The sequence below is a fragment of the Saccharopolyspora sp. 6V genome, from assembly GCF_020176785.1.
Lineage (GTDB): Bacteria > Actinomycetota > Actinomycetes > Mycobacteriales > Pseudonocardiaceae > Saccharopolyspora_C > Saccharopolyspora_C gregorii.
The window spans coordinates 12,957-39,078 of the sequence record NZ_JAIUKB010000028.1 but is presented as its reverse complement, the minus strand read 5'-3'; the positions used below and the strand labels follow the sequence as shown (position 1 = coordinate 39,078).

Sequence of the window (26,122 nt, the reverse complement as noted above, 5' to 3'; positions counted from 1 at the left end):
GTCAACGGGGCGGGACACCGACCAGTTCCCAACTCGTGCCACCCCCGCTGAAAGTCACCTCCGGCGGGGTGCTAATCTTTCCCAGCCAGCACGACGGGGGCGCGGAACACCAGTCAGGTGGAACGGACCCCGGTGCAGACGGCCCGAAGCGGGCAGGATAAGCTTCGACCAAGCCACGGGCGAGTGGCGGAATGGCAGACGCGCACGGTTCAGGTCCGTGTGTCCGTAAGGACGTGAGGGTTCAACTCCCTCCTCGCCCACCAGCGAAAGGCCCCCGGTTCAACCGGGGGCCTTTCGTCGTTCCGGACCCCGTTCAGCCCGGGGGAGTGGTGGTGAGCACGTCCAGCACGGCCCGGATCGCGGGACGCCGGCCCGCGCCGGTGCGCCACACCACGTGGACCCGCCGGGACAGCGCCGGACGCACGGGCACCACCCGCACTCCGTCGGGCAGCCGGCCGCGGCCGAGACGGGGGATGATCCCGATGCCCTGGCCGGCGGCGACCAGCGCCAGTTGCGTGGAGTGCTCCGCCACGGTGTGCGCGATCAGCGGTTCGACGCCCCGGCTGCGCAGCGTGTGCAGCAGCCAGGCGTGGCAGATCGAACCGGACGGCCAGCTGATCCACCGCTGGCCCGCGACCTCGTCGAGATCGATCTGCTCGCGCCCGGCCGAAGGATGCTCGGCGGGCAGCGCCACGTCCACCTGGTCGTCGAACAGCGCGGTCGTCGCCAAGCCGTCCGGCACGACCAGCGGCTCCGTCGCCCAGTCCTGCACCAGGGCGACGTCGACGGCACCGCGGGCCACCGCCGGGATCGACTCGCCCGGGTCCTGCTCGCGCAGTTCGACGCACAGCTCGGGGTGGCGTGCCGCCATCCGGGCCATGACTTCGGGGAGCAGGCCCCTGGCGGCGGTGGCGAAGGAGGCCACGGCGAGCGTGCCGTAAACCCGGCCGCGGTGTTCTTCGAGATCAGCCCTGGCTTCTTCGACCAGGGCGAGGATCCGCTTGGCGTGGTCCACCAGCCGGTGACCGGCGTCGGTGAGGCGCACCCCGCGCCCGTCCCGCGCCAGCAGCCGCTGACCGGTCTCCTTCTCGAGCTTCGCCAGCTGCTGCGACGCGGCCGACGGGGTGACGACGAGCGTGGCGGCGGCCCTGGCGACCGATCCTTCGGTGGCGACCGCGTGCAGCAGCCGCAGGCGTTCGAGGTTCACGCGGGCCCTCACGAATAGATGAGAAGTGCTACTTGGTCGAGCTTAGAACAATTCGCTTTTCTCATCTGTCCGTCGCCAGCAAGCTGGAGTCGATCGGATCCGGGTGGAAGCGAGGTTCCTCACAGTGCGCGACACGACAGGTGCGAACTCCACCGAAAGCCCGCCGGCCGGGCTGCGCCGCCACCTCACGGTGGTCCCCGCCACGGCCCTCGCGGTCACCACGGTGATCGGTGGCGGCGCGCTGGTGCTGCCCGGTGCGGCGTTGCGCGAGGCCGGGAACGACGCACTGCTGGGCTGGGTGCTCGCGGCGGTGATCACCCTCCCGCTGATCTTCGTGTTCGCCAGGCTGGGGGCGGGGTTCCCGTCCGCGGGCGGCATCGCCGGCTTCGCCGGGGCCGGCTTCGGCCGGATCAGCGCGGCGGGCGTGGAGGTCGTGCTGATCGGCACCTTCGGCCTCGGGATCCCGGCGATCGCGCTCAGCGGTGGCGGGTACCTGGCGGCGGCGCTGAACTGGCCGGCGTCGCAGGCGTGGATCGGGGCGGTGGTGCTGCTCCTGCCGGTCGCGGCGATGCTCACGGCGGGCACGGCGCTGTCCGCGCGGGTGCAGACCGTGCTGGCAGCAGTCCTGACCGCCGCGTTGCTGGCGGTAGGCGCGCTGGGGCTGTTCGCGCCGGGCGCGCAGTTCAGCCCGCCGGACTTCGGGCCGGAGGGCTGGGGACACGCCTTCACCGTGGTCGGCATCGTCTTCTTCGGCTTCACCGGCTGGGAGATGATCGCGTTCACCACGGGTGAGTACCGCGATCCGCGCCGGGACTTCCCGCGCGTGGTGGCGCTGAGCTTCCTGATCGTGATCGGGGTGTACTTGCTGCTCGCGGCCGGTGTGCAGGCGGTGCTGGACCCCTCCTCGCCGCGGGTCGAGACCGCACCCCTGGCCGAACTGGTGGAGACGGCGTTCTCCCCGACCGCGGCCACGCTGGTCTCCGTGCTGGGGGTGCTGATCCTCGCCGCCAACTTGGTCGGCGCGGTGTGGGGCGCTTCCCGGCTCGTCTACTCGAGCGCGGACGAGGGGTTGCTGCCCCGCTCGCTGGCGGCGGTGAGCCGGGTCGGCGGAGTGCCGCGGCGGGCGGTCCTCGCCACGGTCGGCCTGTTCCTGCTGGTGGTGCTGTGCTCGGCCACCGGCCTGATCACGGTCACCGGCATGTTCGAGGTCGCGGGGCAGAACTTCTTCCTGCTCTACGTGTTGTGCGCGGCGGTGTACGGGAAGGTCGCGGACGGTGCGGCCGCCAGGGCGTTCGGGATCGTCCTCGCGGTGTGCCTGCTCGTCGTGGCGCTGGTCGGGTTCGACCTGATCACCATCGGCTACCCGATGGCGCTGTTCGCCGCGGGTGCGGGCGTGGGACTGGTCCGCGGCCGATGGACGTGACCGGCCCGGCCGCAGGCGGGGCGCACCGGGCGGCCGGCTGCGTCAGCTGCCCTCCTCACCGGGCAGCGGGTGCGGCCAGTCCTGCTCGGGGAGGAACCGGGTTTCCGGGTTCGGGCCCATCGGGCGGATCACGTAGTAGGCGCCGCCGGGACCTGCGGTCGACCCGTGCACGGTTCCCGCGGGCAGCGCGATCACCGCGCCGGGTGAGCAGCGCCGCTCGTGGTAGCCGGTCGCGGGGTCGTGCCAGAACAGGGTGAGCTCGCCCCGGATCACGTACAACCGCTCGTCGACGCTGTGCTCGTGCCAGCTGAAGGTCTTCCCCGGCCCGTCGTGCTGGAGCTCGACGGCACCTTGGTCGGGCAGCAGTGATTCCAGCTCACCGGGCAACGGGAGCGCCTCGGAGTCGATGATCGCCGGACCGGTCATGGTGGTTCCTTCCGTTCGCGCGGACAGCGGGCACCGCTGCTCCGCTGGGATTCCTCGGTCGGTATCGGGCAGGAAGTACTGGATCCACTCCCGGTTTCCCGGCTCCCCGAAATCACCGAGCCCGGAATGCGGTGCGACTCGGTCGTACCTGTCGAGCCGCTCCCGGATGATGCTCCGCGCATTCCTCCCCGCGGTCGTGTCCGCGGACAGCCCGTCGAACACGAAGCGCGGCTGGAAGGTGATCGCGAAGTGGCCGAGGTGTCGACTTCTCCGCAATTCGTGCGCCGGGGTGTTCGCGACCACGAAGAACGATTTCCCGAAGCAGGAGAATTCCCACGTGGGGCTCTCGGTGTCCTGGTCGATACCGGCGGGCCAGGGCTGTTCGTCGGCGTCGCGGACGGTGCGGAGCAGTCGCCAGAACTCCGCCCAGTGCGCGGGGAGGCCGCGGATCTCGGCATCGTGCTCGAAGAAGGTGACCAGCGAGGTGCGGCGTCCCAGTCCGGCGCAGCCGTCCGCGTACTCGCGCAGTGCGGCCACCAGGTCCGAGGCGCGGTGCCGCCCGCGGCGCACGAACGCGTAGCGCAGCGTGCCGCGGCGCACCGCGTCCACGCCGAAGATGCACGGGAACGGTTCTCCGGCATCCAGCATTCGCTGCTCGAATTCCGCGAGAGCGCGTTTTTCCCAGTCCTCGTCCGGGATGCTGCCGGGATCAGGAGTGCGGTGTCGAGGTGTTCGTGGGCGTCATCCGTCGTTCCAGTGGACACATGTTCCCCCAGTGTGGCTGCGTCGCTCGGTGGCTGCGTCGCTCGGTGGTAAGAGGAATCGGATTCCGATTCGCATCGTTCCGATTCGGCTTCGTCGGATTCGATCGACGGCTGGAATCGACTGCCCCCAGTGGATTCCGCTGCCGACCAGCATTCACCGATTCGGTACTACGGGCAAGGACGCGGTCGACATCAGGCCCTGACGGAGTAATCAGGCCCTGACGGAGTAATCAAGCCCTGCCGGAGTGATCTGGCCTTGCCGGAGTGATCAAGCCCTGCCCGCCGATCGGAGCGCTTCCCGGACCGGGTCCGGTGCAGGTGCTCAGGCGTTCCAGGTGACTTCGCAGGGCTGGTGCGGGCGGACGGTGTCGGTGCAATCGGGGCAGCGCGCGGTGATCGCGTCCACGGCCGCGTCCCGGCCGGCGAAGGGCACCTTGATCCAGCGGTTGCAGACGGTGGGCAGCAGCTGGCCACCGGGGAACGCGCCCGGTGCGAACTCCACCGCGTGCCGCACCTTCGCACCCGGCCCGACCAGCCAGTACACCGTTTCCCGCATCGCGCCTCCCCGAGCCTGGCGGTCCGGTGAACGCTAACCGCGATGGTGTGCGATCAGTAGATATCGGTGGAGTGAACCGACCGGTCTCGGTTGGTGACCGCACCCGCCCGGGGCGGCGGGGAGCGGACGCGTCCGCCGCCCGGCCGCGGGGGAGCGGTGACCGCACGTCCGAGGCCGGCGTTCGACCTCTTCGGCCGCCCGGCCACCGGGCTCGGCGAACGGCCCTTGGCTGCCGAGCGGGACTGTGCTGGGCTGGAAGCGTGACGAGGAGCCGGCCGGGAGGACGGGATGGCGGGCAACAGCCGGGACGCGGGGCGTTCGGTGACGGGGCGCGCGTTGAGCGTGCTCACCGCGTTCGACATCGAGCACACCAGGCTCACGCTGACCGCGATCGCCCGTCGTGCCGGGATCCCGCTGGCCACGGCGCACCGGCTCGTCGGCGAGCTGGAGTCCTGGGGCGCGGTGCAGCGCGCCGCGGACGGGTGCTATGAGATCGGGCTGCGGCTGTGGGAGATCGGCCTGCTGGCCCCGGTGCACACCGCGCTGCGAGCGGCGGCGCTGCCGCTGATGCAGGAGCTGTGCGAGCTGACCGGGGAGAACGTCCACCTGGCGGTGCGCGACCGGTGGGAGGCCCTCTACGTGGAGAAGCTGGCCGCGCCCCGTTCCGTCCCGATCATCTCGCGCGCCGGCGGCCGGCTGCCGCTGCACCCGACCGGCGTGGGCCGGGTGCTGCTCGCGCACGCGCCCGCGCGGGTGGTGCAGGAGTACTGCGAGGGCGGGTTGACCAGGCACACGCCCTACACGATCACCGAGCCCGGCAGGCTGGCGCGGGAGCTGCAGGCCGTGCGCAGTCGGGGGTTCGCGCGAACGTCGGAGGAGATGACGCTCGGTAATTGCTCGGTGGCGGTTCCGGTGCGGGGCGGCGGGGGCGCGGTCGTCGCCGCGCTCGGCTTGGTCGCACGCAGTGTCCGGACCGAACATTCCAAGCTGGTCAAGCCGTTGCTCCCCGCGGCGGAGGCGATCGGGAAACGACTGGCCGAGCACGATCCGGCCCGTTCCGACGCTGGTTGAGCCGCGTTCGCGGATCGCGGAATCATCCCCTTCCGAGCGTCACCTGATTGGCCGCACCGCCGGACTGAAGTCGCTGAACCGCTCACCGACCGGTCACCGACCGCTCGCCGCCGCCGGTCGCAGGAGCACCGCGTCAGCGCAGAGGAATCGCCCTCGACCTGTTTTAGTCGAACTGCCTGGGAAGAACGAGTGCCGGGCGAGTGAGCACTTTTTGTTGCAGCCAGTGCATCGAGGGAGGCGGGGAGCCGTGACCGGAATGCCGGGACGTGCCACGGTCGACAACGAGGTCCGGATCAGCTCTACCCACGCACGATCTCCGCTCGATTTACCGGCCTCCATCGGCAGGCTGACCTCGCTGGCGGCCGACGCCCTCGCCTGGTCGGGCACGGTGCTGCCGCCGGTGAAGATGCTCGGCAGGCACGTGGTGCCGGTCGCCGAGCTCGTCCCCGACGCGCACGCCGAACGGCTGTGCTTCGGCAGCGAGCCGGTGCTGGACCGCGCGGAGATAGCGACCTGGGTGTGGCCGGAGATGGACGGCCGGGTGCCGCCGCCGAGCGCGCACCTGGTCGGGATGCTCGCGCCGGCGAGGCACTGGCGCACCGCGCTCACCGCGGCCGTGCCGTTCGCCCGGTTCACCAGCACCGCGATCATCGTGCCGAAGAGCGTGACGCTGGCGCAGGACTTCATGTCCACCTGCCTGATCCGGGCGCGGCAGTTCGGCGTGGCCGTGCTCAGCGCGGAGGCCGACGACGTGCAGGTCGAACTGCCGGGCCGCTCCTTCGCGGACGCCCCGCCGATCGAGCACACCGCCGTGTCCCGTTGGGTCAACGAGGTCGTCTACCAGCAGCTGCTCGCCGCGGAGGCCCCGGCTCCGTCCCGCAGCTGACGCCCGGTCCGGAGCGCGCGGTGGCCGCGCGCCCGGACCTAGGGTGGGGGCATGCGAATCGTGGTAGCCGGAGGACATGGGAAGATCGCCCGCCACTTCGGGCGGCTGCTCGCCGAGCGGGGTGACACGGCGGTCGGGTTGATCCGCGACCCGGCGCACGCCGACGACCTGCGCGCCGACGGGGCGGAACCGGTGGTGCTCGACCTGGAGTCCACCGACGCGGCCACCCTCGCCGCGCAGCTGACCGGTGCGGACGGGGTCGTGTTCGCCGCGGGAGCCGGGCCGGGCAGCGGCATCGAGCGCAAGGACACCGTGGACCGCGCCGGTTCGGTGCTGCTGGCCGAGGCCGCGCAGCAAGCGGGCGTGCGGCGCTTCCTGCAGGTGAGCGCGATCAACGTGGACCAGCCGAAGCCCGCGGACGTGGGCGAGGTGTTCAGCGCCTACCTGGACGCGAAGCTCGCCGCCGAGCAGGACCTGCGGGCGCGCGACCTGGACTGGACGATCCTGCGCCCGGGCTCGCTCACCGACGACGCGCCGACCGGCCGGGTCGAGCTCGCGGAGCGGACCCGCCGGGACGACATCACCCGCGCGGACGTGGCCGCCGTGCTGGTGGCCCTGCTGGACGAGCCGAAGTCGACCGGCCGCGTCCTCACGCTGATCAACGGGGACGTGCCGGTCGTCGACGCGGTGCGCGCCGCCGTCGCCTGACCGGGCGGCTTCCCGCGATCTCCGCCGGTCGTCGCCCGCCGACGCGTGCCGGGAGATCGCGGGGAGCCCGTTCAGCCCAGCACCCGGTCCAGGTACCGGTTGCGGAACAGCCCGCCCGGATCCAGCTCGGCCCGCAACGCCCGGAAGTCGTCGAAGCGCGGGTAGCGCTCCCGCAGGTCGTCGGCGGTGAGCCGGTGCATCTTCCCCCAGTGCGGGCGCCCGCCCGCCGCGTCCGCGATCGACCAGAACGCCTCGAACCACTCGCGGTGCGGCATGCCGGTGAACTGGTGCACCGCGATGTAGGCGCTCGGCCGCCGGTGCGCCGTGGACAGCCAGATGTCGTCGGCCGCGGCGACCCGCACTTCGACCGGGAACATCACCGGTTCGGCGAGCCGGGCGGCCGCGGCCCGCAGTTCGCCGAGGACGTCGGGCAGCGCGGCACGCGGTACCGCGTACTCGGACTCCAGGAACCGCACCCGCCGCTTCGTCACGAACACCCGGTGCGCGTGGTCGCTGTAGTGCCGGGCGGACCAGGTCGCCGCGCAGAACCGGTTGAGCGGGCGCACCAGCCGGGGCTGCAACCGGCCGAGGTGGCAGAGCGCGCCGAACGCCCGGTTCTCCACCACTTCGTACTCGACGAAGTCGCGGAGCCTGCCCAGCGGCCGCGGTGCGGCCCCGGCCGGCAGCCGGTTGTTGCGCTTGACCAGCGTCCGGCTGCTGTGCGGGAACCAGTAGAACTCGAAGTGGTCGTTGTCCGCGGCGAGCGGCTCGAAGCGCTCCAGCACCTCGTCCAGCGGTTCCGGCCGTTCGTCGGCGACCAGGTGGAACGCGGGGACGCAGCGCAGCGTGACGCTGGTGAGGACGCCGAGCGCGCCGAGGCCGATCCGGGCGGCGGCGAACAGGTCGGGGTGCTCGGTCGCCGAGCAGCGCACCGTCCGCCCGTCGGCGAGCAGCAGCTCCAGCCCGGTGACCTGGGTGGCGAGCCCGCCGAGCGCCGATCCGGTGCCGTGCGTGCCGGTGGAGATCGCGCCCGCCACGGTCTGCCGGTCGATGTCGCCCAGGTTGGGCAGTGCGAGCCCGAGCTCGCCGAGCTCGTGGTTGAGCCGGTGCAGCGGCGTGCCCGCGCGGACCGTCACGTGCGGTGGGTCGACGCGCTCGATGCCGCTCCAGTGCGCGAGGTCCAGGGCGAGCGCGCCGTCGTCGGGGGCGCCGACGCCGGTGAACGAGTGCCCGCTGCCGAGGGGGCGCACGGTGCGGCCGCCGCGGGCGGCGGTGCGCAGCAGGACGGCGGCTTCGGCGACGTCGCGGGGCCGGGCGGTGCCGCCGGGTGCGCGGCTGACGGTGCGGGCCCAGTTCGTCCAACCTGGTCGAGGCATTGCGGCAGACCTCCTGGTGGCCCGGGCGGTGCTGCTGCTCGAGGCCGGTGCGGCGGCGGTGCCGAAGAAATTAAGTGAATGAGATTCACATAACAACCCCCGGCCGCCTACCGTGGCGGAGTGGCCCACACCTCACCGCAGCCCGACCCGGAAGCCGACCGCGCCAGGCTCGACCGGGCTACCCGCGACCTCGACCCGCCGTTCGCCGTCGTCGACCTCGACGCGTTCCGGCACAACGCCGCGGACCTGCGCCGCCGCGCCGCCGGCACCCCGATCCGGGTCGCGTCCAAGTCCGTGCGCTGCCGGGACCTGCTCGGCCGGGTCCTCGGCACCCCCGGGTTCGAAGGGCTGATGGCCTACAGCCTGGCCGAAGCGCTCTGGCTGCACCGGGAAGGCGCCTCCGACGACATCCTCGTCGCGTACCCGACCGCCGACCGCGCTGCGCTGCGGGCGCTCGCCGCCGACCCGGCCGCCGCCGCGGCGATCACCCTCCTGGTCGACTCGGAGGAGCACCTCGACCACGTGGACCACGTCGTCGGGCCGCACCGCGAACCGCTGCGCGTCTGCCTCGAACTCGACGCCGCCTGGCACCCGATCCCCGGCGGGATCGCGCACGTCGGCCCCCGCCGGTCGCCGGTGCACACCCCGGCCCGGGCCCGCCGGTTCGCCGAGCGGATCGTGCGGCGCGACGGGTTCCGGCTGGTCGGGATCATGGCCTACGAAGGGCAGATCGCCGGACTCGGCGACGCCCCGCCCGGCCGGCCGCTGCTGGCGTCCGTGCTGCGCTGGATGCAGCGCCGGTCCGCCGCCGAGCTCGCCGAACGCCGCGCCGATGCGGTCGCCCGGGTGCGCGCGGTGGCGCCGCTGGAGTTCGTCAACGGCGGCGGGACCGGCAGCATCGAGACGACCGGCGCCGAGCGCAGCGTCACCGAGATCGCCGCCGGTTCCGGGCTCATCGGGCCGACCCTGTTCGACGCCTACCGGGCGTTCCGGCCGCTGCCGGCCGTGCTCTACGCGCTGCCGGTGGTGCGCAGGCCGAGCCGGTCGTTCGCCACGTTGTTCACCGGCGGCTACATCGCCTCCGGCCCCACCGGGCCGAGCCGGGCGCCGAGCGTGCACCTGCCCCGCGGACTGCGGCTGACCGCGGCCGAAGGGGCCGGCGAGGTGCAGACCCCGGTGTCCGGGGCGGCGGCGCGGCGGCTGCGCATCGGCGACCGGGTGTGGCTGCGGCACGCGAAGGCGGGCGAGCTCGCCGAGCGGTTCGCCCAGTACCACCTGGTGGAGGGGAACCAGCTGGTCGGCGCCGTGCCCACCTACCGGGGCGAGGGCATGTCGTTCGGCTGATCGTCGGGCATCCGGTTCGACAGGTAGCCGCGCACCAGTTCCTTGGTCTCGGCGACGAGCTGCGGATCGCCCGCCGGGTCGCGGCGGAACGCCAGGTTCAGCACCGCGTCGGCCGCTTCCACGGCCACCGACAGCGGCAGCAGCAGCTGCTCGCCGTCCAGCGGGAACCGCTCGCCGAGCAGCGCGACGAGCTTGTCGGCGATCACCGCGTTGTTGTCCTTGCTCTCGTCGAGCAGCCGCAGGTCCACCACGTCGCCGAAGTGCAGCCTGCTGAACGCGGGCACGTCGCGGTGCATGGTGATGTACACGTCGATCACCGTGTCCACCGCGTCCCACCAGTTCGCGAGCTCGGCGGTGGCGAAGCGCTCGCCGATCGCCTCCACGAAGCGGTTCAGGTTGCGCCGGGTGAGCTCCTGCACGACGGCCCGCTTGTCCGGGAAGAACTGGTACAGCGAGCCGACGGCGACGCCGGCGCGTTCGGCGATCAGGGTGGTGGTCACCCCTTCGTAACCGAGCTCGTCGATGAGCTGGGCGCAGGACTCCAGCATCTTCTCCACGCGCTGGGTGCTGCGCTGCTGGACGGGTTTGCGCCGCAGCGGTGCGACTTCGGCGGACAAGGCGTCTCCTTGATCACTCGTGCGGACCGTCGTGGGAGGGGCGTCCGGCGGGGTGCGCGGTGGACGGTCGGCGTACTCCCCGTTGCGGTCCCGCCGCGAGATCATCCCAGGTCCTTGCGTCCGAGATCATCTCAATCGACGAGATCACCATCCTCGGAGCCGGTTCGCGCGCGGGCGGAACCGCGCCCCCGGCCGGAGCGCCGGTGCTCGTCGTTCCGGATCGGGGGTGGTGCGGGACGACGGTGCGCAGCGCTCGGTCGATCGGGACCCAGTGTGCCGCGCGCTCCGTCCGCGCAGGCAGTGGACATGCCGGGGCCGGTGTCCACCGAAGGGGTGCCGCTGGGCGGGGGCGTCCCGCTCGGCGGAAGGGGTGCCTTGCGGATCCAGATCACCCTCATAGTGTTCCAGGTCACTGCTATCGGGTCGGGGTTACGGTACGGGCGTATGCATTCGGTCACGTTGCCGACGCGCATTGTCACTATCTAGCGTGAGTCGACCTCCCCGAGCTGTGATGGAAAGGTGATCGTGAGCTACTGCGGCGTCGCGCCTGGTTCTCCCCGCATCCGCACTCCCCGCGACTTCGCGCCGGGGCGCACCGCCGGCCAGGACCGGATCGCCCCCAGCAGAATTCCGGCGGCGCACCACCACCCCGCTCCGCCCGGCCCGCGCGCGTTCCCCGCGCCGGCACCGCGCCAGCTCGCCCGGTGACCGCGCACACGCCGGTCTCCCGGCCGAGCACCGCAGCGCTCCCGGCCGCACTGGTCCCGATGTGGACGGACCGGCCGGCCCAGGACCTGTGGTCGCCGCTGCCGGTGCCGGAAGCCGACCGGATGTTGCACGACGGCGGGTACCGGCTGCGCCTGCGCCGGCACGGCGGGGAGTTCCGGCTCGTCGGCGACGGCGCGGGCGACGGTCTGCCGCTCGGTCCCGAACCGACCTGGGCCGAGCTGTACCGGCTGCTGGTCCGGTTGCGCCGCAGGCGGCGGCACCACGACCCCGACTGGCTGCGGGCGCTCACCGGCACCCTCGGTGCGGCGCTCCCGCCGCGCACCGGCCCCGACGATGATCCGCTGCCGCGCGCGGTGCGCGAGGACCCGGTGCTGCGGATGCACTGCGCCACCGTCGTCCCCGGACCCGCGCGCCGTGGCGCGGAGACCGGCCCGCGCGGTGGTGCGCTGCCGTCTCCGCCGCATCCGCAGCACCCCGGCGGCACCGTCGCGGTGCGGCCGGACGCGCTGCTGGCGCCGGGACCCGACGGGGCGCCCGGGCTGCTGCGGCTGGTCATCGACAACCGCTTCGGGCACCGGGAGCACGAGCTCGGGTTCTTCCTGGAGCACTTCGTCCGCCCACCGCTGCGGGCCTTCCGGCACGCGCTGGAGCACCGGCGCACCGCGCTGTTCGCGGCGGACGGCGCGGACTCCGCCCCGCTCGCCTTCGAGCTGTCCACCGAGCTGGAGGCCACCGGGCGCGTCGTCACCTCCGCCGCCGTCGCCGAACCCGACGAGCAGGCGGTGCGTTCCGCCGCGCGGGCGCTGCTCGCGGTGCTCGCCGAACTCGCCGACGGCTTCCGCCGCATCGGCTACCCGCTGCCGCGCGGCGAATCGGTGCGCGCCGGCATCGACCGGGTGCTCGACCAGGAGCTGCGGCACCTCGACCGGCGGACCGCGCGGCTGCTGGCCCGCACCGACCTGCGCGCCCACGCGCACTCGGTCGACCCGGACCAGCACGAGGTGCTGCGCCAGGTGCTCGACACCGTGCAGGACCGGACCCGGCGCCGCCGCTGGGAACCGGAGCGCCCGCGCCCCACCGTGGTCATCGACCTCGACCTGTGCGGCATCGTCCCGCTGCGGCGCACCGTCGAAGCCACCCGCGCCGTGTCCGGGCCCCGGCCCGGCGCGCCGCACGGCATCCCCGAGCTCGCCGACCCGGACGCGCTGCCGGTGCTGCCGACCTACGTCGAATCGACCTGGCCCACCTTCCTCGACCGCACCGGGCTGGCCGAGAAGTACCCGGCGGTGGACTGGCGAGCGGTGCACGCCGAGTTCTTCCGCGCCTTCGCCCGGCCCTGGCAGCGGCTGCGCACCGACGAGGTCAACGCCGGGTTGGCCCGCTTCACCTGGGACGTCCGGGACGCAGGCGGGCAGGTCGTGTTCTGCACCGGCCGCCGCGAACGGGTCCGCGAGCACACCGCGGCCGTGCTGCGGGACGCGGGCGTGCCGGACGCGCCGCTGCTGTGCATGCCCGACGAACGCACCCGGCCGATCCCGGAGCTGAAGGTGGCGCGGCTGCGCGGGCTCGGCGAGCTCGACGTGGTCGCCGTCTTCGACGACCTGCGGGACAACCGCACCGCGCTGGTCGCGGAGTTCCCCGGCGCGCTCGCCGTCGCGGTGGAAGTGCCCGGGCTCGTGCACGAACGCGTCCCGGGACGGCCGCTGCCGGACGGCGCCCCGGCGATCGCCACCTTCGAAGTGGAACCCCGGCCGCGCGCGGGCGGATCCGGCCCGGGCCTGCTCTCGCACACGCATTCCTTGGAGGAGCTGCAGATCGGCGCGCTGCGGTCGAACCGCTCGGCGCAGCGCTGGGCGGTGCACCTGGGCCGGGACGCCGCGCTGGAGCTCGCCGGGCACGTCCTCGCCGACGCCGACCGCGCCGCAGACCGGGTGGCCCGCGCCGCCCGCGACCGGTTCCGGCTCGACGAACCCGCGCCCGAACCGGAGCACCGGGAACGGGTGGTGCACGCGCTGCACCACGTGCTGGGCCGCAAGCAGTTCCTCAAGGGGGCGCGGTCCAACTACCAGGTGGAGCACCTGCGCCGCGACGTCGAACCGTTCCTGCGCGCGGGCGAACCGATCGACGTGGTGCTGCTGGGCTTCCCCATCAAGCAGTGCCTGAACGGGCTGAAGGCGAGCGGGCCGCTGCCCGACCTCGCCGAGTTCGGCGGGCTGGCGCGGTTGCGCGAGATGCAGCGCGCGGCGAGCGCGGTGCACCCGCCGGGGTTGCGGTTCCGCATCCTCACCGATGGCAGGCACTTCCGGCCGCGGCCGCTGTCGATCACCGGCACCTACAGCGCGATCCTGCGCGAGTACGCCGACCTCGCCGGGCTGGGGGAGGCGGCCACCATCGAGGAGGTGGACGCGGTCGCGGCCCGGCGGCTCGACGTGGACCTGCCCGCCGAGCGGGCCGAGCGCACCGCGCGGCACCGGCGGCTGCTGGCGGACGCGCTGCGCGGGCTGGACATCTCCGAGGACCCGCTGCGCACCCTCGACCAGGTGGACCGGCGCGCGGACGGCGTCCCGGAGGAGGTCGCCGCCTCGGTCCTGATGTTCCGCGAAATGCTGATGTCGGTGGTGTTCTCCGTCCCGCTGTCGGTGCCGGAGGGCGTCGACCGGGCGAACTGGGCGCGCGCGGTCTACGCGAACGTCTACGACCTGGACGGGGGCGCGGTGCCGCCGCTGCTGCGGCAGTCGCGGGTGGAGGTGCTGCGCCGTGCCTGGCACACCGTCGTGCGCTACCTGGCGACGATGCGGGTCGATGAGGAACTCGGCTACGAGGAGCTGCTGTTCCCGAACCGGGTGCGGCTCACCGTCAGCGCCGCGCGGCCCGGCCGCTGCGGGTTCACCTACCTCGGCGGGTCCGGGCTGCTGCCGTGGCAGGGCACCGGCGCGCTGGACCGGCGCGGCCGGATCGGCGCCGACTTCGCGGTCTCGTTGCAGGACAGGGGATTCGTGCCGGTGTACACGCCGCTGCTCGGGCCGCGGCAACCGTGGTTCGCGGTGCCCGCGGAGCACACCCGGCTCGGCGCGGGCGGCGGGATGCGCCTCGACCCCGAGTTCGCCGCCACGGCTCGGCTGCGCCGCAAATGACGGGCCGGACCTGACGGACGGGGTCTGAAGACAAGAAAGGTCCCGGCGCTCGTCCGGGGAAACGAGCACCGGGACCCCTCGTCCACCCCGGCGCCCCTTCGGGGAAAGGGGAACCGGAGTCGTTGGAATCCGCGGACCGGTACCGGTCGGGGGAGGGGAGTGCTGCAGCACCGGCCCGCGGAAGACTCGTGCGGCGGCGGATCTCCTGAGCTCGCGGAGTCCTTCGGGGGAACTCGGAGCGGGGCGGGGATCGGAGCTCTTCGGGGGAGCCCGGACGCCTTCGGGGATCAGGAGACCTTCGGGGCGCCGCCAGCACGTCCACTGTGGAATTGGAAGTTGTGTGGTGGCCGACGACCACTGCAGTGGTCGGGGGTGCACGGCGATGGTTCGCCGGCCACCGGGGCGGTGGCTCGATCCGTCCGGTTCGGGGAGGGAGTGGTGCTGACCGGGGGACCGAGCGACCGCCGGTCTACGGCACCGGCGCCGCCGGGCGCAGCTCGTGCGCCGGTCGCTGGTGCCGTGCGGGACGGGGTGCGAGGGCTCCCGCGACCAGGTGCTCGTAGGCCGAGCGCCACACCGAGCACGGTGCGCTGCGGGGTCGCCATCGGGAAGAGCACTCGATGCAGTTGCCCTTGTCGTCGGTGTCGTGCGCGGCCAGCAGCGTCCGCCATCCCTCGGTGAGCCGGGGGAGTTCGGAACGCGCCACGGACAGCAGGGACGGGGCGTCCGCGCGGTTCGCCAGCTCGCTCAGCACGTCGAGCCGCTCCCACACCGCGTTGCGCAGCACCTGACCCAAGATCTCGTCCACCGCAACCTCACCGTCACTTTCTCGCCTGCTCAGCGGCCCGCCGTAGTGCGCTGCTCAACTCGCCGACTCCATCGGTCGACAGCACCACGGTGCGGCCGGGCGGTCCGACGAGAACCACCCTGTCCCGGTTGACCAGCACGGTGAGGTAGCGGCGGATGTGCCCCACGTCGCGACACAGCACCCGCCACCAACGACGGCGGTCGGGGGATCCCGCCGCGGAACCGGCCTGTTCGGGCACCGCCGCGTTCGCGGTGACCTCCACGCCGCCCCGGGGGTCGGACTCCGTCATCCCGTCCACTGCCGTTCGGGTTCCTCTCCGTGCTCGGTTGCTACCGATGACTAGATTGGAATGCGTCGAACGCGGGCGGTAGCCGGTAGGCGATGACCGGCTCAACGGCGACGACGAACGGTCGGTGGACTTCACCCCCACCGATCACCTCTGCCGATACGCACTTCACCGGCTCGTCGAAGTGCCCTTACTCTGCGACCGACGCCCGTGCAGAGTGTGAGGGGGTCTAAATGAACACCATCGGTTCGAACGGCTCGCCCGTTACACGAGACGTCTGGGACGGCCGTGAGATGCGGGACGCGTTGGCGGCGCGGAACGTCAGCGAGATCTACCGGCAACTGCGCCGGATCGGGGTTTCGCAGCGCCAGATCGCGGCATCGACGGGCCAGTCGCAGTCCGAGGTCTCGGAGATCCTGAAGGGCCGCCAGGTCATGGCTTATGACGTGCTGGCCCGAATCGCCGACGGCCTCGGGATACCGAGGGGGTACATGGGCCTCGCCTACGACGGGGCGACGGCAATGAGGGTCGCGAAGTCGAACAGCGGCCCCCAGGCTGAGGAGGACGAGTCGGTGAAGCGTCGGAAGTTCCTGTCCCACGCGGCCGCGGTGACCATGGGTGCCGCGGTCTTCGGGACGGAGGAGAGCACCTGGGTGCCGAGCAATGTGCAGACGCCTGCTCCGATGCGCATCGGCATGACCGACGTGCAGCAGATCCAGGCGGCCACCAAGGCGTTGCGCGACCTGGACTACCGCTACGGCGGCGGCACCTGCCGCGACGCCGTGGTCGCCCAGCTCTCCTGGGCCCAGCAGTTGCTCGACGCCAACGCGTCCGACCAGGTCAAGCGCAAGCTCTACGTGTCGCTGGCGGACATGCACAGCCTGGCGGGCTGGACCTCCTTCGACACGGGTCTGCTGGACCCGGCGCGCGGCCACTTCGGCAAGGCGCTGGAGTTCGCCAAGCAGGCCGAGGACGACAGCCTCGTGGCGAGCGTGCTGTACCGGATGGGGCGCGTCTACCTGCACTACCAGGAACCGAACGAGGCGCTGAAGCTGTTCCAGCTCGGCCAGATCGCCGCGCAGGAATCCGGTTCCTCGCTGACGGTCGCGGTGCTGTGCGCGAACGAGGCCTGGGCCTACGGGATGCTCAACAAGCCCGACCAGGTGCAGAAGATGGTCGGCCGGACCAAGGACGAGTTCGCCAGGGCGAACGTGGCCGAGGCCCCGGACTGGGTGCGGTTCTTCAACGAGAACGACCTGCACGGGATGATCGGCTCGGCGCACGACGCGCTGGCCGTGTTCGATCCGGACCGCTACGCGCCGCTCGCCGTCGCGGAGACGATCAAGTGCAACGAGGCGTACGGCGCCGACATGCAGCGGACCCACGTCTTCGGGCTGAGCCTGCAGGCCACCAACCACATCCGGGCCGGTGACCTCCAGGAGGGCATCAAGGTCGGGCGGTCGGCGCTGCAGATCGGCGAGAAGGTCAAGTCGGCCCGCGTCGCCGACCGGCTCAAGCCGCTGGAGCTGGAAGCCGGGCGGCACCGGATGAACTCCGACGCCCGCGACCTGTCCGAAGAGATCCGCCGCTTCCGCGAGGCGTGAGACCGGTGCGCGGCAGGCGGTTCGGCGCGCGGTCCTCGCGCGATCAGGTCAGCGCCGGTTTCCCGGGCGCGGTGCAGCGGCACGACCGGGCTGGCCCCCGATGACGTCGGGGACCCGCTCGGCGGAGGGCCGCTACACGCGGCCGAAACTGGCTTTGGCACTGGCGGAGGTGTGCGCGGCCGCGGGGCTCGACCCGCGGGGCGCTCGGCTGGTGCGGTTCGTCAACAACGGCGTCTTCCTGCTGCGCGAGCACCCGGTGATCGTCCGGATCGTGCTCGCGCCGTCCTTCGCCTACCGCGCGGTGAACGTGGTGGAGGCCGGCCGGTTGCTCGCCGAGCACGGGGTTCCCGCCGTGCGGTTGCTGCCGGGGGTGCCGCAGCCGGTGCGCACCGGCGGGCACCTGGCGACGTTGTGGCAGGCGGTCCCGGAGGTGGGACCCGCCCCGGACGGCGCCGACCTGGGCCGGTTGCTGCGGCAGGTGCACGACCTGCCGCTGCCCTCGACCTTGCCGCGCTGGCAGCCGATGCCGGACGTGCGCCGGAGGCTGGCCGACGCCGAGGAGCTGGACGCAGCGGACCGGGCCTTCCTGGAGCAGCGCTGCGACGACGTGGAGGCGCGGCTGGCGGAGCTGGACTTCCCGCTGCCGCCGTCGATGGTGCACGGCGACGCGCACCTGGGCAACCTGATCGCGGGGCCCGAAGGGCCGCTGCTGTGCGACCTGGACTCGTTGTGCGTGGGGCAGCCGGAGTGGGACCTGACGCCGATGGCGGTGGGCATGCTCCGGCTGGGCGCGCCCGCGGAGCGGTACCACCGGCTGGCGGAGGTCTACGGCTTCGACGTCACCGCGTGGTCCGGGTTCCCGGTGCTGCGGGACCTGCGCGAGCTCAAGATCACCGTGAGCGTGCTGCCGATCCTGCGCAGCAACCCCGGGGTGCGCGACCAGCTGCGGAGCCGGTTGCGCTCGATGCGGGAGGGTGACGCAGCGGCTCAGTGGGAGCCCTACAGGTAGCGGTTGATGCGTACGATCGGGCGAAGTTCATCGACGAGCGGGGGCCGTGTCGGTGATTCTTGGTGACGAGCGAGGTCTGAAGTAATACGTATGTGTGAGTGTCTGCGGCACGGGGGGCCCGGATGGACGTGATGACCAGGAACGTCGCGCGGATGCGGCGCAAGCTCACTTGGCGCGGGCGCAAGGCGCTGGACTCGGCGCGGGTGCTCGACGACGTGGTGAACAGCGAGGTCCGGCTGGTGCCGGGGCTCAGCGGGGAAGCGCGGCAGCGCGCCGTGGACCACCTCGCGGAGCTCGTGCAGCTGAGCCAGGCCTACCGGCACTACTCCTACGGCTGGATCAGCCGGCGCGAGCTGGAACGCCGCGGCCGGGGTGCGCTGGGCCGGTTGGAGTCGCTCTCCTCGTCCGGGGCGCAGCAGCTCACCGAGCACGAATGACCGTTCGGCGACGAACCGATCTTTTCCACCCAGCGGAAAACGAGCCCGGAGTTCGGCCGGGCTGAAGTGCCGCGGGCGTTCCTGGGGGCGCGCTCCGCGGCATCGTCCGACTCTAGTTCGGCTCGGCGGCCGCTGCACCGCCGAACGTGGCACCTTCCCGAGCGGGAGCGGGGGGCCCCTTCCGGAGCGGCCCGCCCGGTCGGCTACTCGCCCGACCTGCCCAGCCGCAGCGCCAGCACCAGGCCGAGCGCGACGAGCACCACGGCCCCCGCGATCCACGGCCAGATCGGCATCCCGCCGCCCGAGTCGGGCTCGGCCCGGTCGGCGTCCGGCGGCGGCGCCGGGGTGCCGGTGCCCGCCTCGGTCAGGGTGAAGCCGCGCTTGCCGCTGACCGGGTGGCCGTCGTTGGACAGCACCCGGTAGCCGATCGTGTACTCGCCGGCCGGCCCGAGCGGGCGCACCGGCGCGACGACCTCGGTGCCTTCGACGCGGACCTGCCCGTCGGTCCAGAAGCTGCCGTCCGGGCCGACGACGGTGATCGTGTTGTAGCCCTCGCCGGAGCGCACCGGCTGGTCGAAGGTGAGCCGCACCTCGGCGGGGCCGGAGCTCAGCTGCGCGCCTTCCGCGGGGTCGCTGCCGACGAGGGTGTTGTGCGCGAACGCGGGGCCCGCCGCGCCGAGCAGCGCCGCGAAGGTCAGCGCGGTGATCGCGAGCAGTCGCCTCATGCCCGGCCCCCGTTCTTGCGGCGGGCGGCCAGCAGCGCACCGGCGCCGAGTCCGAGCCCGAGCGCGCCGACGGCGAGCCCGGCACCGCCGAGCACCCGCGCGGTGTCGTCCGCTCCGGCCGGTTCGGCCTCCGCCGCGTCCTCGTGGCCGTCGTGCCCGGTGCCGTCCGGCGCCGAGCCGTGCCCGTGGCCCGAGCCGTCCCCTTCGACCAGGGCCAGCGCCGGTGCCGGGTGCTCGGGCTCGGAGCCGTCCGCGGCAGGCGGCTGGTCCCAGCGCACGACCTCGCCGCTGTCGTAGGTCTGCTCGGTGGGCAGCAGCAGCCGGTCGGTGTCGGTGGGGAAGGTGCCGAGGGTGGCTTCGAACTCCTGGAACTGGTCGGGCGCGATGGCGGTGCCGGGGCGCGCGGTCCAGGTGATGCCGGAGACCGCTTCGGTGACCTGGGCGCCCGCCACGTCGACGGGCCGGTCCAGCCGCACCTTCCGCACCTCGGCGGTCCAGCCGGGCAGCGGCTTGGTGCGCACCGAGCTCAGCGGGTGGTCGAGGGGGAGCGCGACGTGCACCCGCACGGTGCTCGCGTCGGGCCGCTCGTTCGGGACCCGGAACGCGATCTTGGCGTGGCCGCCCTGCTCCGCCTGCTCGGGGGTCGCGCTGACGTGCGCGGCGGCGGTGCCCGCCCCGGCGATCGCGGTGAATGCGATCGCGGCGGTGACGCCGGTCGTGCGGAACAGAGATCGAGTTGTGGACATGGAGATCTGGACTCCTGATCTGTGCGGTTTCGCACATCAATTCAAGAATTGCGAATCGATCGGGGATACGAATGGGCAACGATCCGGGTGCCGTTCGGTGTCATCCCGGTCCGCCGTTCGGCGGTTCCGGCGGTCCGCGCAGAGCGTGGATCCGCTGCCGGATCAGTTGTTCGATCAGGAGGAGCGGCTCCGCCGGGAGGCAGATCGCGAATCTGGTCGTTACAGGCGGTAACGGCGCTGGCATCTTCCGCGGAAGCGTCAGCCTTAAGGTTGAAACGATTACAAAGAGTGCATCCTCGGCCCGGTGCAGCAGGACGGCTACCAGGAGCCCCGCGAGGACGTGACCCAGGGTCATCGTAACGGGGTCCAGTGGCAGTCCGCGCAGGGGTGCCGAGTCCGAGTGCGAGGCCGCTAGCTGCAGGAACAAGTGAAGTGACACCTGCCCGACACCGACTGCCCCTACAATGCTCCACAACCCTCGCCTGCGGTCGGCGAGCGCCAACCCGGCTCCGGACAACAAGGCGGTGATCAAAATGGTGGTTCCGAGATCGGGTGTGGAACCACCCGCGGCTGCATGTGCGGCTACTGATAGTGACGCCGAGGTGGCCGTCAGTACCAGCCCGCGCAGCGCACGAGCAGCGCCACGCGCAGGGATGGAACGGGTCGCCACGGATGTCCAGCCTAGATGTCGGTTCGGCCACGCTGAGCGCAAGTGAGCTTGCCTTGATCCGCCGAATGGGTCACGGTTTATGGGTTGCGGACGGTCGGGAATTCTTCCTGCACGAGCAGACAGTGACAGGTGAATAGTGTTCCGGCCGTCGTGACGTGAGGTACGGAGAGGAGGGGGCGTCGCGAGTTCGGGCGCCGGAACCTGTGTCGACTGAAGCAGATCTACGAGAGGGTGGCTCGTCGGGCCACGCAACGGAACCATCGGGGTCACCCGAGTTCATCGGCAAGCCGAGGACGGACTGGACCGTCTTCGGAGTCACCGCCGCCATCATGTTCATCCTGGTGGCGTGGGGGTCGGTGGGCACCGAGTCGCTGAGCGGCTTCGCCGAGAGCGCGCTGGAGTGGCTGGTCACCAACACCGGCTGGGGCTTCGTCCTCGCCGCCACGGGCTTCGTCATCTTCGCCCTGTTCCTGGCGTTCAGCCGGTACGGGCGCATCCCGCTGGGTGCTGACGGTGAGAAGCCGGAGTTCAGGACGATCTCCTGGATCGCCATGATGTTCAGCGCCGGCATGGGCATCGGCCTGATGTTCTACGGCGTCAGCGAACCGCTGACGCACTTCATGACCCCGCCCCCCGGCACCGTCGAAGGCGGTACCGATGCGGCGGTGGGCACCGCGATGGCGACCTCGCTGTTCCACTGGACCCTGCACCCGTGGGCGATCTACGCGGTGGTCGGGCTGGCGATCGCGTACAGCAGCTTCCGCCGCGGTCGCAAGCAGCTGATCAGCGCGGTGTTCATGCCGCTGATCGGCAAGCGCAACGCCGAGGGCCCGATCGGCAAGCTGATCGACATCCTGGCGCTGTTCGCCACGCTGTTCGGCTCGGCCGCCTCGCTGGGCCTGGGCACGCTGCAGATCCAGTCGGGCATGCAGGCCGCGGGCTGGATCGGGCAGACCAGCACCGTGCTGCTGGTGCTGATCATCGTCGTGCTGACGATCTGCTTCATCGCCTCCGCGGTGTCCGGCGTCTCCAAGGGCATCCAGTGGCTGTCGAACATCAACATGGTGCTCGCGGCGGTGCTGGCGATCTTCGTGTTCGTGGCCGGCCCGACCGTGCTGATCCTGAACCTGCTGCCGACCTCGCTGGGCGCGTACATCAGCGACTTCGGCGAGATGGCCTCCCGCGCCGGTGCGACCGGTGGCGACGAGATGCACTCGTGGCTGTCCAGCTGGACGGTCTTCTACTGGGCGTGGTGGATCTCCTGGACGCCCTTCGTCGGCATGTTCATCGCCCGGATCAGCCGCGGCCGCACGATCCGCCAGTTCATCGGCGGCGTGCTGCTGGTGCCCAGCGTGGTGAGCCTCATCTGGTTCGCGATCTTCGGCGGTGCCGCGATCGACACCGGCAAGGCCGACCCGGCCATCGTCAACGGCGGCGCCGAGGCGCAGACCTTCACGGTGCTGGAGCACCTGCCGCTGCCGCTGGTCACCTCGGTGCTGGTGATGATCCTGGTCGCGATCTTCTTCGTGTCCGGTGCCGACGCCGCCTCGGTGGTCATGGGCACCCTCTCGCAGCGCGGCTCCATCGAGCCGAGCCGCTGGGTGGTCATCTTCTGGGGTGCCGCGACCGGTGCGGTCGCCGCGATCATGCTGGTGATCGGCGGTGGCGAGGACGACGCGCTCTCGGGCATCCAGAACCTGACGTTCATGGGTGCGCTGCCGTTCGCGATCGTCATGGTGCTGCTGTGCGTGGCGCTCACCAAGGACCTGCGCAGCGATGAGATGACGCTGCGGGACGAGAAGGGCGCCGAGGTCCTGGAGCAGGCCGTCATCGCCGGTACCGAGGAGCACGACGGCGAGTTCCAGCTCGTCACGACTCCCGCGGAGACCGAGGAGGACGGCGCCGAGGGCGGCTCGGGCGAGTCGGCGGCGAAACCGGGGGCGGCCACCACGTGAGTTTCCTGGATTACGTCGCTTCCAGGTGGCAGCAACTGCTGGTGGACTCCTACCAGCACGCCAGCATGGTGGTGCAGTGCATCGTGCTGGCGACCATCGTCGGCGTCCTGGTCGGGGTTGCGGTGTACCGCAGCCCCGCCGGGGCCGCGGTGGCCACCGCCCTGTCCAGCGCAGTGCTGACCATCCCCTCGTTCGCCCTGTTCGGCCTGCTCATCCCCGTGCTGGGGCTGGGCGTCGCGCCGTCGGTGGTGACCTTGGTGCTGTACGCGCTGCTGCCGATCGTCCGCAACACCATCGTCGGGCTGTCTACAGTCGACCAGCCGATCCTGGATGCCGCGCGCGGCATCGGCATGAACCGGTTCCGGGTGCTGACCAGGATCGAACTGGCGCTCGCCTGGCCCGGGATCCTCGCCGGCATGCGGGTGAGCACCCAGATGCTGATGGGCATCGCCGCCATCGCCGCGTACGCGAAGGGGCCCGGCCTCGGCAACCTGATCTTCAGCGGCCTGTCCGGCCTCGGCAGCGCGAACGCGTTGAACATGGCGCTCGCGGGCACGCTCGGCGTGATCGTGCTGGCGCTGCTGCTGGACGCGGTGTTCGTGCTGCTCGGACGCCTGACGACTTCGAGAGGTATTCGTGGCTGAGAACAACAAGCCCGACACCGACGACCGCGCCGGCGGTCACGGCGTCGAAATCCGCCTGGAGGAGGTCTCCAAGCGGTACCCGGGCCAGAAGCTGTCCGCGGTCGAATCGGTCACCATGACGATCCCCGCCGGTGAGACCGTCGTGTTCGTGGGCCCCTCGGGCAGCGGCAAGACCACCACCATGCGCATGATCAACCGGTTGATCGAGCCCACCTCGGGCCGGATCACCATCGGCGGCCAGGACGTGCTCGGCCTGGACCCGGACAAGCTGCGCCGCGAGATCGGCTACTCGATCCAGCAGGCCGGGCTGTTCCCCCACATGACGGTGGGCGAGAACGTGGGCATGGTGCCCGGCCTGGTCGGCTGGACCAAGCAGCGGACCGTGGAGCGGGTCGACGAGATGCTCGACCTGGTCGGCCTGGACCCCGCCGAGTACCGCGGCCGCTACCCGCGGCAGCTCTCCGGCGGGCAGCAGCAGCGCGTGGGCGTGGCCCGGGCGCTGGCGGCCGACCCGCCGGTGCTGCTGATGGACGAGCCGTTCGGCGCGGTGGACCCGATCACCCGCGGCGTGCTGCAGGACGAGCTGATGCGGCTGCAGGCCGACCTGGGCAAGACGATCGTGTTCGTCACCCACGACTTCGACGAGGCCGTCAAGCTCGGCGACCGCATCGCGGTGCTCGGCGAGCGGTCGAAGATCCTGCAGTACGACACGCCCGAGGCGATCCTGGCGAACCCGGCCGACGACACCGTCGCGGGCTTCGTCGGCGCCGGTGCCGCGCTCAAGCAGCTCACGCTGCGCCGGGTGCGGGAGATCGAACTCGGCCAGGTGCCGACCGCCGGGATCGACGAGCAGCCCAGCGCGCTGCAGGAACGCCTCGGCACCCGGCGCGGCGCCATCGGCCTCGTGCTGGACCGCCGCAAGCGGCCGCTGCGCTGGGCCACCGCCCGCGAAGCCGGTGCCGTCTCCTCGCTGGAGCGGGCCGGCCGCGCCGTGGAGGACAGCGTCTCGCCCGCCTCCACGCTGCAGGACGCGCTGGAGGCCATCCTCACCGACGACGACGGCGTCGCCGTGGTCACCGGGTCGCGCGGGGAGTACGTCGGCGTCGTCGACATCGACACCGTGATGACGACGATCAAGGACCTCCGCGAGGAGCACGCCGACGACCACGCCGATCAGCCCGCCGACGCCGGGGACCGGTCATGAGCGGTTCCTACGCCGCCGACTCCGGGTCCCGCACCGCGGAACGGCTGCGCCTGTTCGCGCAGCCGCTCGTGGCGCTGCTGCTGGTCGTGGTCGTCGTCGGCGTGGCGTTCACCCACCGGGACAACGTCGTCACCAGTCGGAACATCACCGCCTCCACGCTGCTCACGCTCACCTGGCAGCACCTGCTGATGAGCGTGGCGGTCGCGTTGATCGTGGTGCTGGTCGCGGTGCCGCTGGGCATGCTGCTCAGCCGGTCGTGGGCGCGGCGGGTGAGCCCGCTGATCATCGGTCTGGCGAACATGGGCCAGGCGGCGCCGTCGGTCGGTCTGCTGGTGCTGTTCTTCCTGCTCACCAACGGAACCACCGGGTTCTGGATCGCGACGCTGCCGATCGCCGTGTACGCCCTGCTGCCGGTGCTGCGCAACACCCTGGTCGGCCTCCAGCAGGTCGACCCGTCGCTGATCGACGCGGGGCGCGGTATCGGCATGTCCGGGTTCTCGGTGCTCGTCCGCATCGAACTGCCGCTGGCCGTGCCGTTCATCCTGGCCGGGCTGCGGACCGCGCTGGTGCTGGCGGTCGGGACCGCCACGCTGGCCTGGTTCGTCGGCGCGGGCGGGCTCGGCGAGCTGATCGACACCGGGTACAAGCTGAGCAACTGGACGGTGCTCTCCGTCGGCGCGGTGCTGGCCATGGCGCTGGCCCTGCTGGTCGACTGGCTCGGCGGGCTCGCCGAGCGGTACCTGTCACCGAGGGGGCTCCGATGATGCGTGGAACACCGATGTCCCGCCGAGGCGCGCTGAAGCTGTTCTCGGCCGCCGCGGCGGGCGCGGCGCTCACCGGCTGCGGGCTCAGCTCGGGCTCGTCGGTGCCGCTGAGCGTCCGGCCCGGCTCGATCAAGCTGGTCCCGGAGCTGGAAGGCGTCCCGCTCACCGTCGGCTCCAAGGACTTCACCGAGCAGATCGTGCTGGCCTACATCGCCGAATTCGCGCTGGTGGCCGCCGGTGCGGACGTGCGGGACCTGAGCAACATCACCGGTTCCGCGAGCGCCCGCAACGCGCTGGTCAGCAAGCAGATCGACGTGGTGTGGGAGTACACCGGCTCGTCCTGGATCAGCTACAACGGCAAGACCGACCCGATCCCGGACGCGATCGCCCAGTACGAGGCGGTGCGCAAGCTCGACATCGAGCAGAACGGGGTCACCTGGTTCGCGCCGTCGCTGAACTCGGACAACACCTACGCGCTCGCGCTGAACCGGGAGAACGCGGACCGGCTCGGCGTGCACACGCTGTCCGACCTCAAGCGGCTCGGCCAGGAGAAGCCGGACGAGCTGTCGTTCTGCCTGGAGAGCGAGTTCGCCAGCCGCAACGACGGCATGCCGGGCGTCGCGGAGACCTACGGGTTCGCGGTCGATCCGGGCCGGGTGGAGACGCTGAACACCGGCACCATCTACACGGCCACGGCGACCGGCAAGGCCTGCAACTTCGGTGAGGTGTTCACCACCGACGGCCGGATCCAGGCGCTGGACCTGAAGGTGCTGGAGGACGACAAGAAGTTCTTCCCGCGCTACAACCTGGCCGTCACGGTGCGGGTCGACATGCTGGAGAAGTACCCGCAGCTGGAGGACGTGTTCCAGCCGATCTCGGACCGGTTGAACAACCAGGAGCTGCTGGACCTCAACGCCGGGGTCGACGTGGACGGCCGGGACCCGGCCGACGTCGCCCGCGACTGGATGGTGCGGCAGGGGTTCGTCACGCTCTGACGACCCGCCTCCGACGCGGCAGGGCCGGTCGCTC

At 71.9% G+C, this 26,122-nt stretch carries 23 protein-coding genes and 1 tRNA gene; 15 read left to right on the top strand and 9 right to left on the bottom strand.

Going from position 1 to position 26,122, the window contains the following annotated elements:
* Positions 1-177: 177 nt before the first annotated feature.
* Positions 178-263 (top strand) — tRNA-Leu (locus tag LCD35_RS06345).
* A gap of 50 nt (positions 264-313) precedes the next feature.
* Here the strand turns inward: LCD35_RS06345 and LCD35_RS06340 are convergent.
* Entirely contained in the window at positions 314-1,219 is a 906-nt protein-coding gene (locus LCD35_RS06340) for a LysR family transcriptional regulator (protein ID WP_225043897.1), read from the bottom strand.
* Positions 1,220-1,331: 112 nt separating this feature from the next.
* On the opposite strand from LCD35_RS06340, the gene LCD35_RS06335 reads away from it, so the two are divergent.
* Positions 1,332-2,630 carry an APC family permease gene (locus tag LCD35_RS06335; protein WP_224958818.1) on the top strand — a complete coding sequence of 433 codons (1,299 nt, stop codon included), beginning with the start codon at positions 1,332-1,334 and terminating at the stop codon, positions 2,628-2,630.
* A 42-nt stretch (positions 2,631-2,672) separates the two neighbouring features.
* Here the strand turns inward: LCD35_RS06335 and LCD35_RS06330 are convergent, their stop codons facing one another.
* Both LCD35_RS06330 and LCD35_RS06325 read right to left on the bottom strand, forming a co-directional pair.
* Positions 2,673-3,704 (bottom strand): YqcI/YcgG family protein, encoded by a 1,032-nt coding sequence (locus LCD35_RS06330; RefSeq protein ID WP_224966681.1) that lies wholly within the window; start codon positions 3,702-3,704, stop codon positions 2,673-2,675.
* A gap of 438 nt (positions 3,705-4,142) precedes the next feature.
* On the bottom strand, positions 4,143-4,376 hold the full coding sequence (locus tag LCD35_RS06325) for a hypothetical protein (protein ID WP_224958816.1): 234 nt from the start codon (positions 4,374-4,376) through the stop codon (positions 4,143-4,145).
* Positions 4,377-4,664: 288 nt separating this feature from the next.
* Here LCD35_RS06325 and LCD35_RS06320 point away from each other — a divergent pair, with 288 nt between their 5' ends.
* From LCD35_RS06320 to LCD35_RS06310, 3 genes are all read left to right on the top strand, one after another.
* A complete protein-coding gene (locus LCD35_RS06320; protein ID WP_224958815.1) occupies positions 4,665-5,447 on the top strand; it encodes an IclR family transcriptional regulator in 783 nt (260 codons plus the stop codon).
* A gap of 256 nt (positions 5,448-5,703) precedes the next feature.
* A complete protein-coding gene (locus LCD35_RS06315) occupies positions 5,704-6,333 on the top strand; it encodes a hypothetical protein (RefSeq protein ID WP_224958841.1) in 630 nt (209 codons plus the stop codon).
* Between the two features lie 51 nt (positions 6,334-6,384).
* Complete coding sequence (locus LCD35_RS06310) at positions 6,385-7,041, top strand: SDR family oxidoreductase (RefSeq protein WP_224958814.1); 657 nt, start codon at positions 6,385-6,387, stop codon at positions 7,039-7,041.
* Between the two features lie 71 nt (positions 7,042-7,112).
* Here the strand turns inward: LCD35_RS06310 and LCD35_RS06305 are convergent, their stop codons facing one another.
* Positions 7,113-8,417 (bottom strand): D-arabinono-1,4-lactone oxidase, encoded by a 1,305-nt coding sequence (locus LCD35_RS06305; protein WP_224958813.1) that lies wholly within the window; start codon positions 8,415-8,417, stop codon positions 7,113-7,115.
* Between the two features lie 120 nt (positions 8,418-8,537).
* Here LCD35_RS06305 and LCD35_RS06300 point away from each other — a divergent pair, with 120 nt between their 5' ends.
* On the top strand, positions 8,538-9,761 hold the full coding sequence (locus LCD35_RS06300) for an amino acid deaminase/aldolase (protein WP_225043896.1): 1,224 nt from the start codon (positions 8,538-8,540) through the stop codon (positions 9,759-9,761).
* Here the strand turns inward: LCD35_RS06300 and LCD35_RS06295 are convergent.
* Complete coding sequence (locus tag LCD35_RS06295) at positions 9,731-10,378, bottom strand: TetR family transcriptional regulator (protein WP_224958810.1); 648 nt, start codon at positions 10,376-10,378, stop codon at positions 9,731-9,733. The genes LCD35_RS06300 and LCD35_RS06295 overlap by 31 nt on opposite strands.
* A 704-nt stretch (positions 10,379-11,082) precedes the next feature.
* Between LCD35_RS06295 and LCD35_RS06290 the strand changes: the two genes are divergently transcribed.
* A complete protein-coding gene (locus LCD35_RS06290) occupies positions 11,083-14,241 on the top strand; it encodes an L-tyrosine/L-tryptophan isonitrile synthase family protein (RefSeq protein ID WP_224958808.1) in 3,159 nt (1,052 codons plus the stop codon).
* Between the two features lie 469 nt (positions 14,242-14,710).
* Here the strand turns inward: LCD35_RS06290 and LCD35_RS06285 are convergent, their stop codons facing one another.
* Positions 14,711-15,049, bottom strand: coding sequence for a hypothetical protein (locus LCD35_RS06285; RefSeq protein ID WP_184483943.1), 339 nt, complete (start codon positions 15,047-15,049; stop codon positions 14,711-14,713).
* A gap of 13 nt (positions 15,050-15,062) precedes the next feature.
* Positions 15,063-15,338 carry a hypothetical protein gene (locus LCD35_RS06280; RefSeq protein WP_224958806.1) on the bottom strand — a complete coding sequence of 92 codons (276 nt, stop codon included), beginning with the start codon at positions 15,336-15,338 and terminating at the stop codon, positions 15,063-15,065.
* A gap of 230 nt (positions 15,339-15,568) precedes the next feature.
* On the opposite strand from LCD35_RS06280, the gene LCD35_RS06275 reads away from it, so the two are divergent.
* The 3 genes from LCD35_RS06275 (at position 15,569) to LCD35_RS06265 (ending at position 18,385) form a co-directional block, all read left to right on the top strand.
* Entirely contained in the window at positions 15,569-16,939 is a 1,371-nt protein-coding gene (locus LCD35_RS06275) for a helix-turn-helix transcriptional regulator (protein WP_224958804.1), read from the top strand.
* A 100-nt stretch (positions 16,940-17,039) separates the two neighbouring features.
* A complete protein-coding gene (locus LCD35_RS06270; RefSeq protein ID WP_225043895.1) occupies positions 17,040-17,948 on the top strand; it encodes a phosphotransferase enzyme family protein in 909 nt (302 codons plus the stop codon).
* Between the two features lie 131 nt (positions 17,949-18,079).
* Positions 18,080-18,385 carry a hypothetical protein gene (locus LCD35_RS06265; protein ID WP_224958800.1) on the top strand — a complete coding sequence of 102 codons (306 nt, stop codon included), beginning with the start codon at positions 18,080-18,082 and terminating at the stop codon, positions 18,383-18,385.
* A gap of 203 nt (positions 18,386-18,588) precedes the next feature.
* Here the strand turns inward: LCD35_RS06265 and LCD35_RS06260 are convergent, their stop codons facing one another.
* Positions 18,589-19,110: a copper resistance CopC family protein gene (locus LCD35_RS06260; protein WP_224958798.1), complete on the bottom strand. Its 522-nt coding sequence runs from the start codon at positions 19,108-19,110 to the stop codon at positions 18,589-18,591.
* On the bottom strand, positions 19,107-19,856 hold the full coding sequence (locus LCD35_RS06255; RefSeq protein ID WP_224958796.1) for a YcnI family protein: 750 nt from the start codon (positions 19,854-19,856) through the stop codon (positions 19,107-19,109). The genes LCD35_RS06260 and LCD35_RS06255 overlap by 4 nt, the downstream gene beginning before the upstream one ends.
* A gap of 948 nt (positions 19,857-20,804) precedes the next feature.
* Between LCD35_RS06255 and LCD35_RS06250 the strand changes: the two genes are divergently transcribed.
* The 5 genes from LCD35_RS06250 to LCD35_RS06230 are packed head-to-tail and all read left to right on the top strand — an operon-like array spanning position 20,805 to position 26,088.
* Positions 20,805-22,481: a BCCT family transporter gene (locus LCD35_RS06250; protein WP_308011284.1), complete on the top strand. Its 1,677-nt coding sequence runs from the start codon at positions 20,805-20,807 to the stop codon at positions 22,479-22,481.
* On the top strand, positions 22,478-23,125 hold the full coding sequence (locus tag LCD35_RS06245) for an ABC transporter permease (protein WP_224958793.1): 648 nt from the start codon (positions 22,478-22,480) through the stop codon (positions 23,123-23,125). Before LCD35_RS06250 ends, LCD35_RS06245 begins: the two co-directional genes overlap by 4 nt.
* Positions 23,118-24,329, top strand: a complete 1,212-nt coding sequence (locus LCD35_RS06240) for an ABC transporter ATP-binding protein (protein ID WP_224958792.1) — start codon at positions 23,118-23,120, stop codon at positions 24,327-24,329. The genes LCD35_RS06245 and LCD35_RS06240 overlap by 8 nt, the downstream gene beginning before the upstream one ends.
* The gene (locus LCD35_RS06235; protein WP_224958791.1) at positions 24,326-25,093 is read left to right on the top strand and encodes an ABC transporter permease; all 768 of its coding nucleotides are present in this window, start codon (positions 24,326-24,328) and stop codon (positions 25,091-25,093) included. Before LCD35_RS06240 ends, LCD35_RS06235 begins: the two co-directional genes overlap by 4 nt.
* A 14-nt stretch (positions 25,094-25,107) precedes the next feature.
* Entirely contained in the window at positions 25,108-26,088 is a 981-nt protein-coding gene (locus tag LCD35_RS06230) for a glycine betaine ABC transporter substrate-binding protein (RefSeq protein ID WP_225043894.1), read from the top strand.
* The last annotated feature ends 34 nt before the right edge of the window (positions 26,089-26,122 follow it).